The following is a 13,768-nucleotide window of genomic DNA, read 5'->3' on the forward strand; positions in this document are numbered from 1 at the left end:
TGCTTCGGCGGCCTTATGCGGCGTCGCGATACTGGCCCGGCCACTTGCGCGGCTTCACATCGTTCAGCGCCTTCGCGATGGCGGCGATGTGTTCCGGCGTCGTGCCGCAGCAGCCGCCCGCGATGTTCACGAGACCTGCCTGCGCGAACTCCTTCAGAAGGCCCGAGGTGTCGGCGGGCAGTTCGTCGAAGCCCGTGTCGCTCATCGGATTTGGCAGGCCGGCGTTCGGATAGCACGACACATAGGTGTCGCAAAGCTTCGCCAGTTCCGCGATGTACGGGCGCATCAGCGCCGCGCCCAGCGCGCAGTTCAGGCCGAACGTGAGCGGCTTTGCGTGACGCAGCGAATTCCAGAACGCCTCGACCGTTTGTCCCGACAGAATGCGGCCCGACGCGTCTGTCACCGTGCCCGAGATCATGATCGGCAGGCGCTCGCCCGTGTCGTCGAACAGTTCGTCGAGCGCGAACAGCGCCGCTTTCGCGTTGAGCGTGTCGAAGATCGTTTCGACGAGGAACAGATCGGCGCCGCCTTCCATCAGCGCTTTCGCCTGGTCGTAGTAGGCGGCGCGCAACTCGTCGAACGTGACGTTGCGCGCGCCGGGATCGTTGACGTCGGGCGAGATGCTGGCCGTCTTCGGCGTCGGCCCGATGGCGCCCGCGACGAAGCGCGGCTTGTCGGGCGTCGAGTACTGGTCGCAGGCCGCGCGCGCGAGCTTCGCGGATTCGAGGTTCATCTGCGCGACGAGCTCTTCCATCCCGTAGTCGGCTTGCGCGACGGTCGTTGCACCAAACGTGTTCGTCTCGATGATGTCGGCGCCCGCAGCGAGATACTGCTCGTGAATCTCGCGGATGATCTGAGGCTGCGTGATCGACAGCAGTTCGTTGTTGCCCTTGATGTCGCGCGGATAGTCCTTGAAGCGCTCGCCGCGATAGGCGGCTTCATCGAGCTTGTAGCGCTGGATCATCGTGCCCATCGCGCCGTCCAGGATCAGGATGCGCGATTCGAGCAACGCGGGCAGGGCAGCGCCGCGCGTATAGGCGGGCGACGGGGCTGAGGGGGCTGACGGGGCGGGCTGGTTCATGGTCTGATCGGGCTCGCGCCGGCGCACTCGGCCGGCTTGTTCAGGAAACTCAATATTGTAGCCGCATGGCCGCGTACGCGCCGGGCGCGCCAGCCGCCCAAGGGTTGCCTGCGGGATTGCCGGCGCGCGAGGCGCGGCAGTTGCTGCGAATGAAGCGCCGGAAGTATTTGTTTCGCTGTTTGCGCAACGTTGTCGCTCAGCGTCTCGCGCCGTGTTGCACGAAGCAGCCAGACAAAAGCAGGCAGACCAAAGCAGGCAGACAAAAAGCAGGCAGACAAAAAGCAGGCAGACAAAAAGCAGGCAGACAAAAAGCAGGCCCAAATGAAAAACCCCGCCCGGAAAGCCGGACGGGGTCGATTGGAACGTGTCGCCTTACGACGGGCGAGGCTCGCGCCCGCTGGTCAGTGAAGAATGACCGGTTGATTCATCAGGCTGTCGAATTGACCGAGAAATTCGTCCACTTCGTCGAGCGTCGGCTCGTCTTCGATCAACTTTTGCACGTTTTCGCGAAAACTGGCTGCCATCGCACCGTCGATGTAAATCTCGCGCTGCGTATTCTTGTCGACGATCTCATACCCGCCGGACTTCATCGAGATATGGCCGTCTTGCGGCGGGAACTCGACGACACAGTAGTTGGGGCTGTTGTAGATCATTTGCATGGCGACACTCCTTATTTCCGATGGCTCCGGGCCAGTGTTGCACCGTAGATGGAGCCCCTGGTTTGGAATTCAAGGGGTGGGTCCGGCCTGATGCGATCAGTCTCCGAACCTATCGGTTAGACCCGTTTCTGCAGAAACGATTCAAGCAAAGCAGCAAAGCGTTGCGATTGCTCAATTGGTGCGAGGTGAGCCGCGTCCAGCAACTCGAATTTCGCTCCCCGGATGGCATCCGCAATTACCTGTGTAGCAGCAGGTGGCGTGCCTGCATCGTGGCGTCCAGCCACAGTAAGTGTGGGAAGGGTGATCTCAGCCAGTCTACCGCGCACGTCGAAATCGCGCAGCGCAACGCACGCGTGCGCATAACCGTCAGGCGGAGTGCGCTCGAACACCTCGCGAATCTGTTCGACTACTTCGGGATGAGCTTCACGGAAGCCGGCCGTCAGCCAGCGCTCCATCGTGCCTTCGGCGAGCACGCCAAGGCCTTCGCCGCGCGCCTTCGCGGCCCGCTCGTCCCAGAGCGGGCGGCCCTCGGGTGGCGTGGCCGCGTGCGTGTCGGCGAGCGTGAGCGTTTCGATGCGCGCCGGGTTATCGAGCGCGAACTGCTGCGCGATCATGCCGCCCATCGACATTCCGACAATATGTGTTCTTTGAGCGCCAAGCGCATCCAGCAGCGCACGCAGATCACGAGACAAATCTGCAACACTGAATTGCTTGTCTGAAACAGCCGTCTGACCGTGGCCGCGCACGTCGTAACGCAAAACCATATAGCGTTCGCGGAAATAGCCTGCGAGCTGATCCCAGACCGACAGATCGCCCCCGAGCTGATGAATGAACGTGAGCCATGGTCCGGGGCCTTCATTGCTTAGGACATAGCGCGTATCGATGCCATTCACATTGATTTGCATGCGGACTCCCCAAGTGTTGTCGCGATGAAAGAACGAGCGAGTCAACTGATCGCTCGTCATGCGATCGACGCCGGCGACGGAAGTTTCTGAAGCGCAGTGTCTTCCAGGTTTTCTTATTTGTACCGCGATTCGAATGGCCTGATTGCGTCAGGGCTTTTCGGGCCCCGCGCCCGGATCGGTGACGCTCGGTCCGGCGTCCTGCGGGTTGTCGCCGGCGTTGTCGCCGCTCGCGTCCGGGGGCGCGAGCTTGCCGCGCCACACGAGTTCGATCTGCGTGCCGTTCGGTTCGGTCTGCACGAGACGCACGGGCAGCCAACCGAGCGACGGCGCGAGCCACACATCGATGCGCCGCCGGTCCCCTTCGCGTCGCGGTAGCCGCATGAAATGCCTCGCGTCGATAAACCCGTGGTCGGTGCGCACCGTTTCGTCGCCGATCGTTTCGATGGGCCAGATTTCGCCGCTGTCGTTGTCGGTCACGTAGAACTCGCGCGTGACGCCTGGCTGATACGCGTCGGGGTCGCCTCGTACCAGACTGGCGAGCTGCATCACCATGCTGAAGCGATCCTGCGCGCCGTCCTGCAGCGGCAGCGTATCCGGCGTACGCGTGAACGCGATCTGCTTGGTGTCGCGGTGAAATGTGGTGATGTCCTCGCCGCGGCGGCCGCGTTTTTCGATGTACTGATCAGGTGCCAGGCCGAATGCGTCCACATGCCCGTGGCTCGAATAGCTGAACGTGCCGACGAACGGCAAAGGCACGGAAACGATCATCGCGTACGCGTCGCCGTCCGTCGACCAGTGAATCTTGCCCGGCTGGTTGCGCACGCCGTTATAGAACGTGTCGTATTGCAGTTCGCCCGAGGGCGGCACGGAAAATTTCACGCCGGGCGCCGTGTGTGGCGCGTTGCCTTGGCCGGGGTTGGCGGCGGCCTGCGTCGTCGGTGCGGAAGCAACACCTGCATCCGGACCCGCCGCCGCCGAAGCCGCCACGGGCGCGCTCGCAATTTCATGCGTCGGCGTCGCTGCGGCTGGCTTCGGGACAGTTCGCGTCGCCGTCAATACATGTGCGCGCGGCGGCTGCGCGCCGCGTTTGGGCGCGGCGGCGGGCGCCTTCGCGGGCGGAGGCGAGCCGGCCGCCTGCGTCTCGATGCGCTCCGGCTTGAGCAGCGCGACCTGCACGGGAACATGCTCGGGCGAGATAGGCTTGAACGTGTCGTGATGCCGCTCGAACCACTGTGCCGCGGTCAAATGCGCGCCCACGACGGCCGCCAGCACGCCGCTCCAACGCAGCTGCGACGAGCGGCGCTGTGCAACGGCGACACGCGATTGCAAGACGGAACGGACGGCGGACGGAGACGACATCAGAAGCAGCCGGTTGGACAAAGCACGCGAATGGAAACGCTTCGACCGCGAAGCGCGTTCGCGCGTTCCTCGGGCCTAGCGCGGCGTAGGACTATAGCCGAGTTCATAAGACAGCTTGTGTGCGCACTCGCGCAGCGCCGTATCGACTTCGCCGCCCCAGGCAATGTCGAACGCGCCTTCGTGACCCAGCGCGATCAGTCCGAGCGCGAGATCGCCATTCGAATCGAACACGGGCATGCAGAACGCGTGTATGGTCGGCAGCAACATGCCTTCGACGCGCGCCGCGCCATGCGCGCGCACATCCGCGAGCACGCGCTCGACGTCTTCTGGCGTGCACGGACTGTTGGCCGTCGCCCAACGCTGCGTCTCGCCGAGTTCGCGCCCGATCATCGCGGCCGTCTTGCCGCGCGGCAGATATGCGGCGAACAGCAGGCCCGTTGCGGAGCTCAGCATTGGCATCACGTCGCCGAGTTTCAGCGATGCCTTCGCCGGATAGCTCGACTCCATCCAGTGGACGACGGTCGGCCCCTGATTGCCCCACACGGCGATGCCTACCGTCATGTCGAGCCGCTCGCGCAGCTCGGCGAGCGCGATACGCGCGAGCTTCACGCCGTCGACGCGCGCGAGCCGCGCGAGCCCCAGTTGCAGCGCGAAGCCGCCGAGTTCATAGCGGCCCGTCAGCGGGTCCTGCGCGACGACGCCCAGGCGCTGAAAGCTCACCAGATAGCGATGCGCCTTCGCGGGGCTCATCCCGGCTTGCTGTGCGAGATCGCGCAGCATCATTGCGCGCGGTTCGTGCGTGAGCACTTCGAGCAGCCGGAAGCCCACCTCGATCGACTGGATGCCCGAGCGCAGTTTCTCTTCGCCGCCTTCCTGCTGATCGACGGCGTCATCGTCGGCGATATCGACGGAATCGGCGGAATCGGCGCCGGTGCGGATGGAACTGGAGCGGACGGTGGGCGGCATGGGCAGGCAAGTTGGACGGTGGACTGCGGCGAGACCGCTTTGGCCGCGCCGATTCACCATCGTAGAATAGATTCCCCTTATCGTCATCAAACGCCTTTCCCGCCATGAAACTTGCCACGCTGAAGGACGGCACGCGCGACGGTCAGCTGATCGTCGTTTCCCGCGACCTGCACACGGCCGCCGTCGCCGACGCCATCGCGCCGACGATGCAGCGCGTCCTCGACGACTGGACGTTCTACGCTCCGCAACTGCGCGACCTGTACGACGAGTTGAATCAGGGACGCGCGCGCAACACCTTTTCGTTCGACGCGAAGGAATGCATGGCGCCGCTGCCGCGGGCGTTCCAGTGGGCCGACGGCTCGGCGTACGTGAATCACGTCGAGCTGGTGCGCCGCGCGCGCGGCGCCGACATGCCGCCGGAGTTCTGGACCGATCCGCTGATGTACCAGGGCGGCAGCGACGATTTCATCGGGCCGAAGGACGACATCGTGTGCGCGTCGGAATCATTCGGCATCGACTTCGAGGCGGAAGTCGCCGTGATCACGGGCGACGTGCCGATGGGCGTGAAGCCCGAGCAGGCGTTGAAAAGCATTCGGCTCGTGACGCTCGTCAACGACGTGTCGCTGCGCAACCTGATTCCCGCCGAACTGGCGAAGGGCTTCGGCTTTTTCCAGAGCAAGCCGGCGACCTCGTTCGCGCCCGTCGCCGTGACGCTCGACGAACTCGGCGACGCATGGCGCGAAGGCCGCGTGCACCGGCCGATGATCGTCCACTGGAACGGCAAGAAGGTCGGCCAGCCCGACGCGGGCACCGACATGGTGTTCGACTTCGGCCAACTCATCGCGCATGCCGCGAAGACCCGCAATCTGCGCGCGGGTTCGATCGTCGGTTCGGGCACGGTCTCGAACAAGGATGCGAAGCGCGGCTACTGCTGCATCGCCGAGAAGCGTTGCCTCGAAACGATCGAGCACGGCGCGGCGCAGACCGGGTTCATGCAATTCGGCGATACGGTGAAGATCGAGATGCTCGACGAAGCGGGCAAGTCGATCTTTGGCTCGATCGATCAGGCTGTGTCGCCGCCCGAAGCCGCGCAGTGAGAAAGGCTTCACGCATGACGCCCGATCGAAGCGTCATACGCGCGCGCTATCGGCGATGCGTGGCGTCAGGCGATCCGAAAGGGTTTCGCCCGATGCCGGGAGCGCGCCGCGCGCCGCTACACTGACGCTCGCGCGAGGCCGCCGCGCCTCGCCTCGCCTCGCGACTCACGGTCAGCGGGCAGCACCAGCCACGCAGCATCGAATAACGCATAAAAACACGAAGGAGACATCGCATGCCGCGATACGGGTCGTTTGCATTTTCAACTTTGCATCAGCGCGTTTCGAACCGGCGCGGCTTGCGACGGCGCACGGCGCTCGCCGCCGCGCTTTCGCTGCTGCCGGGGCTCGCGCTCGCTCAGGTCAAGATCGGCCTCGTGCTGTCGCTGACGGGACCGGCCGCATCGCTGGGCATTCCCGCGCGCGATACCGCGACGCTCTTTCCGAAAGAGATCGCCGGACAGAAGGTCGAATACATCGTGCTCGACGACGCGTCCGATACGACGCAAGCCGTGCAGGACACGAAGAAGCTGATCTCCGAAAATCACGTCGATGCCATCATCGGTTCGTCCATCACGCCGAACTCGCTCGCGATGATCGACGTCATCGCCGAGGGCGAGACGCCCGCTATTTCTCTGGCGTCGTCGGCGAAGATCATCGAGCCTGTCGATGCTAAGCGGCACTGGATGTTCAAGACGCCGCAGACGGACGCGATGATGGCGTCCGCGATCACCGAACACGCGAGCCAGCATGGCGTGAAGACACTCGCGTACATCGGCCAGGCGGACGCGCTCGGCGAAACGTTCTATGCGGAAGTCGCGAAGTTCGCGCAGATTCACCACATCAGCGTCGTGGCCAATGAGCGTTTCAATCGCACCGACCCGAGCGTCACCGGCCAGATCCTGAAGATCATGGCCGCGAACCCCGATGCCGTCGTCGTGGGCGCGGCGGGCACGCCGGCCGCGCTGCCGCCGAAGACGCTGATCGGGCGCGGCTACAAGGGCAAGATCTATCACAACCACGGCGTCGGCAATAACGATTTCCTGCGCGTGTGCGGCGCCGACTGCAACGGCACGTTCCTGCCCGCGAGCCCCGTGCTGGTCGCGTCGCAGTTGCCCGCGGACTATGCTTCGAAGCGTCTCGCGCTCGATTACATCGCGCGCTTCGAAGCACTGCGCGGGCCAGGCAGCGTATCCGCATTCGGCTCGTATGCGTGGGATGCGAGCATGCTGCTGAACAACGCGATTCCCGTCGCGCTGAAGTCGGCTGCGCCGGGCACGGTTGAATTCCGCCGCGCGTTGCGCGATGCGCTCGAGGCGACGAAAGGGCTCGTCGATACCAACGGCGTCGTCAACATGAGCGCGACCGATCACCTCGGCCTCGATCAGCGCGCGCGTGTGATGGTCGAGATCCGCAGCGGGAAGTGGGTGTATCAGCCGCGCTGAATGAGCGGCGTATGACGGCGGCGCAGCGTCGGCTGCGCCGCACGCGTCACGTGTGACCCGACGCCGACGCGTCGCTCTTACGGGTGCCAGCCATGTCTCACGAATCGGAATCTCAATCGGTCGAACCCGCGTTTTACGCGCACTACAGGTCGCTGCGCGTGCGGCGTCATGCGCACGGCATCCTCGAAATCGTCATGAGTGGCGAAGGCGCGAACAAGAGCAACCTCGCCACCGCCGATGCGAACATGCATCGCGAACTCGCCGATATCTGGCGCGACATCGATCGCGATCCGCAGACGCGTGTCGCCGTGATACGCGGCGAAGGCAAGGGCTTTTCGGCGGGAGGCGACCTCGGCCTCGTCGAAGACATGGCCAACCACTTCGATGTGCGCACGCGCGTCTGGCGCGAAGCGCGCGACCTCGTCTATAACGTGATCAACTGCAGCAAGCCGATCGTCTCGGCGATGCACGGCCCGGCCGTCGGCGCGGGGCTCGTCGCCGGGCTGCTGGCGGACATTTCGATTGCGACGAAGTCGGCGCGCATCATCGACGGCCATACGCGGCTGGGCGTCGCGGCGGGCGATCATGCGGCGATCGTGTGGCCGCTGTTGTGCGGCATGGCCAAGGCGAAGTATTACCTGATGCTGTGCGAGCCGGTGAGCGGCGAGGAGGCGGAGCGGATCGGCCTCGTCTCACTCGCCGTCGACGACAACGACCTGCTCCCGAAGACATTCGAAGTCGCGCGCAAGCTCGCGCACGGTTCGCAGACGGCGATCCGCTGGACCAAGTATGCGTTGAACAACTGGCTGCGTTCGGCGGGCCCGACGTTCGATACGTCGCTGGCGCTGGAATTCATGGGTTTCGCGGGGCCGGACGTGCGCGAAGGCGTGGCGTCCCTGCGCGAAAGAAGGACCCCCGATTTCCCCGGCGAGGAAACGTTCTGACGCTCGCGCCGCGGTGCGTCCTCACGGATGCGGGTTGGGACAACGAAGGGCCGCAAGACGCCTCGCGACGCGAAAGGGAGCAGCGATTGCACATTGCATGGCGCCGCAATACCGTCACACCGGAAGGCGCACCATAAGCTCACACGCCGCGAGGCTAGCGATGAATCGCTGCAATTCGCGCGCGGTATGATCGAACCCAACGCCGCAGGCAGGCAACCGTCCATCAGAAGATCAAGGAGATCACCATGACCGACACTCCCGGCTCGACGCCGCCCTTCCCAGGCTTTCCCGGCTTTCCGCCCGCCGAAATGCTGGACCGCATGTGGGGCATGATGCGTCTGACCCCGTTCGGCGCAGCCTTTCCGGGCACGCAACCCGGCGCGGCGCAGGGCTTCGTGCCGTCGCTTTCGATAATGTCCGATATGATGGCGCCGCTCACGAACGTCGAAGATCTCGACAAGCGCATCACCGACATGCGCGCCGTCGAGCAGTGGCTCAAGCTCAACCTGAACATGCTGCAGTCGGCGATCCAGGCGCTGGAAGTGCAGCGCGCGACGCTCGCCACGCTGCGCGCGTTCGGCGCATTCGCGCAGCAATCGATGACGCAACCCGCGCCCGAAGCGCCGAAACAACCCGAGCCACAGGCGGCCGAAACCGCGCAAGAGGCGGGCGACGCGGCGCAGTCTACGGCGTTCGACGCGTCGGGCTGGTGGAATCTGCTGCAGGCGCAGTTCAACCAGATCGCGCAGTTCGCGATGGCGCAGCCGGCCACGACGACGGCGACAGGCGCGTCGGAAGCAGGCGCGGGCATTGAGCCGAGCGATCTCGAGCCGGACGACGTGCCCGAGCGCGACGCCGACAGTGCGGAACAGGCGAAATCGGGCGACGCACCGCGTCCCGCCGCGAAGCGCACGTCGGGCGCTGCGGCCAGGCGCAACGGCGGCACGACGGCGGCGAAGAAGAGTTCATCGACGTCGGAATGACAGTAGAGCCGGCGAAGCGGCGCGCCGGCATCGTCATGCAAACGCGCGTCGTCCGCTCGCGGCAAGGCATGCGCGCCGCATAGCACATTCTGATTGCGCCGTGCGGTGCGCAAGCGCTTGCGTTGTTTTGCGTCAATGTCGAAGCGCGCGCCGACGCCCCGGAAGCGGGACTGTCAGGCCCGCGTGCTATCATCGTGTAAGCTTTTTTGGCCTGCGGGAGCGCGCGAAATTCACCAGATTCGCGGTTCCTCCCGGTCCCAACACGGCGCCCACGCGTCAGTCCCGGACCCAATGCTGCTGTCCAGGCAGCAAGCTGGCACGACCCAGGCACAGGTTTCCCCTCACCCACGGTTGGCCGCGCATGCGAGGCATGAAAATCGCGTGCGCATCACGAGCCGCAGTAGTTCTTTTGCCAAGCATGCTTCTTGGCAGCCGATTACCGCGTAAAATTGAATGCTGCGCTGATGACGGAGAAAGTTCCCGAAGATTCGGAATTTTCCCGTATGTCGGCAGCACAAGTAGCAACAGATAACAGACGTCGCCTTGCGCAGAACAGGGGTGGGATTATGAACACCATGCTTTATCCGGAACTTTACAAATCGCTCGAATCCGTTCGATGGGACATGGAGAAGGACATTCCCTGGGACAAATTCGACGCGTCGCTGCTTACCGACGAGCAGGCGGCGACCATCAAGATGAACGCGATCACCGAATGGTCGGCCTTGCCCGCCACAGAAATGTTCCTGCGCGACAACCACCACGACAGCGACTTCTCCGCCTTCATGAGCGTGTGGTTCTTCGAAGAGCAGAAGCACTCGCTGGTGCTGATGGAGTATCTGCGCCGCTTCAAGCCGGAACTCGTGCCGACAGAAGAAGAACTGCATGCGGTGCGCTTCGAATTCGATCCGGCGCCGCCGCTCGAAACGCTGATGCTGCACTTCTGCGGCGAAATCCGCCTGAACCACTGGTATCGCCGCGCGGCTGAATGGCATACCGAGCCCGTCATCAAGGCCATCTACGAGACCATTTCGCGCGACGAAGCGCGGCATGGCGGCGCCTATCTGCGCTACATGAAGAAGGCGCTGAGCAATTTCGGCGACGGCGCGCGCGCAGCGTTCGCGAAGATCGGCGTGCTGATGGCTTCCGCGCGCCGCACGGAAAAGCCGCTGCACCCCACCAACCTGCACGTGAACCAGTCGCTGTTCCCGCGCGACACCGTCCAGTCGCGTCTGCCCGATCCGGAATGGCTCGAACGCTGGCTCGACGAGCAGATCCGTTTCGACGACGGTTGGGAAAAGAAGGTTGTCGAGCGCATTCTCCACAACCTGTCGATCCTGTTCGAACGCTCATTCACGACGGCGCAGGAACTGAACCGCTATCGCAAGGAAGTGGTCGCGCGACTGCAGACTGACCAGCCGGCGCAGCAACAACCGGCCTGATGAGGGCGGCGCGCATTCGGGAACGCCCGACGCGCGGCACCGGAACGCAACGGCCCGGCAGGTGAGAACCCGCCGGGCCGTTTTCTTATCGATGTTTCTTTGCTTGCATTGTCGCCGCACGGGCCTTGCATCAACCGTTGGCCGATGCCGCAACGCTCAAAGACACCCAAGCCCCCTTAAACGACTTCTCCTATGGCCGCTACCTTCGAACGCAAGCTCACGACACGCGATGCCCTCGCTCAACTTCGTCCGTCGCTGAAGGGCCCCGTGGTGTTCACGAACGGCGTCTTCGATATTTTGCATCGCGGGCACGTCACGTATCTCGCGGATGCAAAGGCGCTGGGCGCGACGCTGATCGTCGGCGTGAACAGCGACGCATCGGTGCGCATGCTCGGCAAGGGCGACGACCGGCCGATCAACAACGAAGCCGACCGGATGGCGCTGCTGGCCGCGCTGGAAAGTGTCGACTGGGTGGTGCGCTTCGAGGAGCAGACGCCCGTCGCGCTGATCGGGGCGCTGCGTCCCGACGTGCTAGTCAAAGGCGGCGACTACGACATGGACAAGCTGCCCGAATCCGCCCTCGTGCGCGGCTGGGGCGGCAAAGCGCTGGCGATCCCGTTCGAGCACGACCGCTCGACGACTGCGCTGCTGAAGAAAGTCCGCGCTCAAGGCTGAGCGACGCGCAGCGCGCTCGCCCGAGCGCGCTGGTTTGAATCTTTCGCCTTACTGCGCCAGCGCCGAAGCCGCGACAGGCGCAACGGGAGCCGGGCCGCCGACGACGGCGAGATCGGCCGCGTCGGCCGACGACATCGGCTGCACACGCAGTTGCTCCGGGTGGATCTGCCGGTTCAGGTGATTCGGCTCGCGCGGCCCCGCGGCCGGCGACGGGCCGAACAGCCCGCGCATCGTGACGAACGCGAGGATATTGGCGAGAAAGAGCAAAGCGACTAGCCAGCGCAGCATCATTGAGGTCTCCAGCTTGCTTGTTCAGTGTCCCGGCAGTCAGGCCGCGCGGCTGCCCGTCGGCGGCGCGGCCGACGCTTCTGCGGCGATCAGCGCAAGGCCCGCCAGCACGAGCGAATCGTGGCGCGTGTACGGCACGCCGAGTCCTAGCGCCAGTTCCCCCGCCGCGCCGCCGCTCACGACGAGCCGCACGGGCGTCTTCCATTCGTCCTGCAGATCGCGCCACATCCGCTCGATCAGCCCGATCTGCGCCAGCGCGCAGCCCGTCGACAACGAACGCGGCGTATCGGTCGCGAGCCATGCGGCGTGCTTTGCGCGTTCGCGTTGGCTCGCGCCGGCGGCGTCGTGTGCGAGCAGATCGCGCGCGGCGCTTGCGTCGAGCGTCGGCAGTTGCGCGGTGTGCTCGCCGAGCGAGCGCATCATCAGCGACCAGCCCGGCGCGATCAGGCCGCCGACGAATACGCCGTCAGCGTTCAGCGCTTCCAGCGTCGTCGCCGTGCCGAAGGTCGCGATCAGCAGCGGCTCGCCCGGAAACGCGGCGCGCGCGCCGATCATACCCGCCCAGCGGTCGCTGCCCAGTTGAGTCGGTGTCGTGTAGCCGTTCGTCACGCCGCATTGCCGCGCGGCCGAGCGGATCGTCGTGCGCGACAGGCCGGGCCACTGTCTGTCGATGAATGCATCGATGCGGCGCGCGACCGCGTCGCCAGCGACATTCGATAACCATGCAGAAGCAGGCGCGGGTAACGCGGACCAATCCGGTTCATGCCTTGACTGCAGAGGATCACCTGTTCCCTTTACCAGCTGGCCGCCGTGCGAGAATGCGCCTGAGTGCGTCTGTGTACCATCGGCGTGTACCAGCGCCCACTTGACGCGGCTATTGCCCGCGTCGATCAGCAGAAACGGGTCGCCGCTCATGCAGCGCCGCTTCCTTCGTCCGCGAGACGCAGCGACACGTCGCCCGTCGCGATGGCCTGCCGGCCGGACGGCGTATCGAGCAGCAATTGCCCGAGATCGTCGACACCCGCCGCGACGCCGCGCCCCGTCTCCACGCCCTGCTCGAACAGCACGACGTCGCGGCCCGCATACGCGTGACAGCCGTTCCAGCGCTGCCGGAACGGTGCGAAGCCTTCGGCGCCGAAGCGCTGCAGCGCCGGCTGGAGCGCGTTGAGTTCGGCGGCGAGCGTATCGGTGAGGTTCGCGTTCGGCAGCGCGCGCGATAGCGCCGTCGGTGCGGCGCCGCGTGCAGCGCGTGGCACGTCGGCATTGAGCGCATCGACTTTCGCGGCCAGTTCGTCCGCACCCTTCACGTTCGTGCCGATCCCGATCACGACGGCGCTCGCGTCCTGTGTGCTCCATGCCGTTTCGATCAGGATGCCAGCGAGCTTGTCGCCTTCGAGCAGCACGTCGTTCGGCCACTTCAGCGCGATTTGGCCGGGACCCGCGACGGGCAGCGAGCGCAAGCCGTCGACGAGCGCGACGCCCACGGCGAGACTGAGGCCCGCGAGTCCTTCGAGCGGCCTCGGCAGCACGCAGGCCACCGAAAACAGCAGCGCGTTGCCCGGTTCCGCATACCAGGTGCGGCCGCGGCGGCCGCGTCCCGCCGTCTGCAGATAGGCGACTCGCACGATGGGTTGCGCGAGCGCGCCCGCTTCGCGCGGCAGCGCCTTCATGCGCGCCATCAGGTCGGCATTCGTCGAGCCCGTCTCTTCGACGATCTCGATCGGCCAGTCGTTCGCGGCCGGTCCGAACAGCGCTACGGCGCGCTGCCGGTCGATCCGCCAGTCGCCCGAGGGGGCAGGTGAAGTAGGGGTATTCATGAGGCGTATTTTAGCCACTCAGTCTGTCATCGTGATCGGTACATTACCCACCCCGTGCCTGCGCATCGCGCGGCACCAGCAGCGGGCATACCACCACGGCCCTTTATCGATGG

The 13,768-nt window shown here is 65.1% G+C and carries 14 protein-coding genes; 6 read left to right on the forward strand and 8 right to left on the reverse strand.

Translation table 11 applies throughout. The annotated features are described in order from the left end of the window. Positions 1 to 13: 13 nt before the first annotated feature. The 5 genes from J8I87_RS03455 to J8I87_RS03475 form a co-directional block, all read right to left on the reverse strand. Entirely contained in the window at positions 14 to 1,081 is a 1,068-nt protein-coding gene (locus J8I87_RS03455) for a homocysteine S-methyltransferase family protein (RefSeq protein ID WP_209930052.1), read from the reverse strand. Between the two features lie 401 nt (positions 1,082 to 1,482). Beyond that, on the reverse strand, positions 1,483 to 1,740 hold the full coding sequence (locus J8I87_RS03460) for a DUF3567 domain-containing protein (protein WP_209930053.1): 258 nt from the start codon (positions 1,738 to 1,740) through the stop codon (positions 1,483 to 1,485). A gap of 116 nt (positions 1,741 to 1,856) precedes the next feature. Further along, the gene (locus tag J8I87_RS03465) at positions 1,857 to 2,645 is read right to left on the reverse strand and encodes an alpha/beta fold hydrolase (RefSeq protein ID WP_209930195.1); all 789 of its coding nucleotides are present in this window, start codon (positions 2,643 to 2,645) and stop codon (positions 1,857 to 1,859) included. Between the two features lie 147 nt (positions 2,646 to 2,792). Beyond that, the gene (locus J8I87_RS03470) at positions 2,793 to 4,004 is read right to left on the reverse strand and encodes a DUF3108 domain-containing protein (protein WP_209930054.1); all 1,212 of its coding nucleotides are present in this window, start codon (positions 4,002 to 4,004) and stop codon (positions 2,793 to 2,795) included. Between the two features lie 75 nt (positions 4,005 to 4,079). Next, positions 4,080 to 5,057 carry an IclR family transcriptional regulator gene (locus J8I87_RS03475; RefSeq protein WP_209930055.1) on the reverse strand — a complete coding sequence of 326 codons (978 nt, stop codon included), beginning with the start codon at positions 5,055 to 5,057 and terminating at the stop codon, positions 4,080 to 4,082. 17 nt (positions 5,058 to 5,074) lie between these two features. Between J8I87_RS03475 and J8I87_RS03480 the strand changes: the two genes are divergently transcribed. The 6 genes from J8I87_RS03480 (at position 5,075) to rfaE2 (ending at position 11,550) form a co-directional block, all read left to right on the forward strand. After that, positions 5,075 to 6,067: a fumarylacetoacetate hydrolase family protein gene (locus J8I87_RS03480; protein WP_209930056.1), complete on the forward strand. Its 993-nt coding sequence runs from the start codon at positions 5,075 to 5,077 to the stop codon at positions 6,065 to 6,067. 233 nt (positions 6,068 to 6,300) lie between these two features. After that, a complete protein-coding gene (locus J8I87_RS03485) occupies positions 6,301 to 7,509 on the forward strand; it encodes an ABC transporter substrate-binding protein (RefSeq protein WP_209930057.1) in 1,209 nt (402 codons plus the stop codon). A gap of 92 nt (positions 7,510 to 7,601) precedes the next feature. Next, positions 7,602 to 8,453, forward strand: coding sequence for an enoyl-CoA hydratase/isomerase family protein (locus J8I87_RS03490; RefSeq protein ID WP_209930058.1), 852 nt, complete (start codon positions 7,602 to 7,604; stop codon positions 8,451 to 8,453). A 245-nt stretch (positions 8,454 to 8,698) separates the two neighbouring features. Further along, entirely contained in the window at positions 8,699 to 9,436 is a 738-nt protein-coding gene (locus tag J8I87_RS03495) for a PhaM family polyhydroxyalkanoate granule multifunctional regulatory protein (protein ID WP_209930059.1), read from the forward strand. 566 nt (positions 9,437 to 10,002) lie between these two features. After that, positions 10,003 to 10,875 (forward strand): ferritin-like domain-containing protein, encoded by an 873-nt coding sequence (locus tag J8I87_RS03500; RefSeq protein ID WP_209930060.1) that lies wholly within the window; start codon positions 10,003 to 10,005, stop codon positions 10,873 to 10,875. A 192-nt stretch (positions 10,876 to 11,067) separates the two neighbouring features. Then, complete coding sequence (rfaE2, locus tag J8I87_RS03505; protein WP_209930061.1) at positions 11,068 to 11,550, forward strand: D-glycero-beta-D-manno-heptose 1-phosphate adenylyltransferase; 483 nt, start codon at positions 11,068 to 11,070, stop codon at positions 11,548 to 11,550. A 48-nt stretch (positions 11,551 to 11,598) separates the two neighbouring features. Here rfaE2 and J8I87_RS03510 read toward each other — a convergent pair whose 3' ends face one another. Genes J8I87_RS03510 through J8I87_RS03520 form a run of 3 tightly spaced genes read right to left on the reverse strand, consistent with a single transcriptional unit; the run spans position 11,599 to position 13,655 of the window. Beyond that, complete coding sequence (locus tag J8I87_RS03510) at positions 11,599 to 11,838, reverse strand: hypothetical protein (RefSeq protein WP_209930196.1); 240 nt, start codon at positions 11,836 to 11,838, stop codon at positions 11,599 to 11,601. Positions 11,839 to 11,877: 39 nt separating this feature from the next. Beyond that, positions 11,878 to 12,753: a type III pantothenate kinase gene (locus J8I87_RS03515; protein ID WP_209930062.1), complete on the reverse strand. Its 876-nt coding sequence runs from the start codon at positions 12,751 to 12,753 to the stop codon at positions 11,878 to 11,880. After that, entirely contained in the window at positions 12,750 to 13,655 is a 906-nt protein-coding gene (locus tag J8I87_RS03520) for a biotin--[acetyl-CoA-carboxylase] ligase (protein ID WP_209930063.1), read from the reverse strand. The genes J8I87_RS03515 and J8I87_RS03520 overlap by 4 nt, the downstream gene beginning before the upstream one ends. Between the last annotated feature and the right edge of the window lie 113 nt (positions 13,656 to 13,768).

The organism is Paraburkholderia sp. LEh10 (assembly GCF_017814945.1).
Taxonomy (GTDB): domain Bacteria; phylum Pseudomonadota; class Gammaproteobacteria; order Burkholderiales; family Burkholderiaceae; genus Paraburkholderia.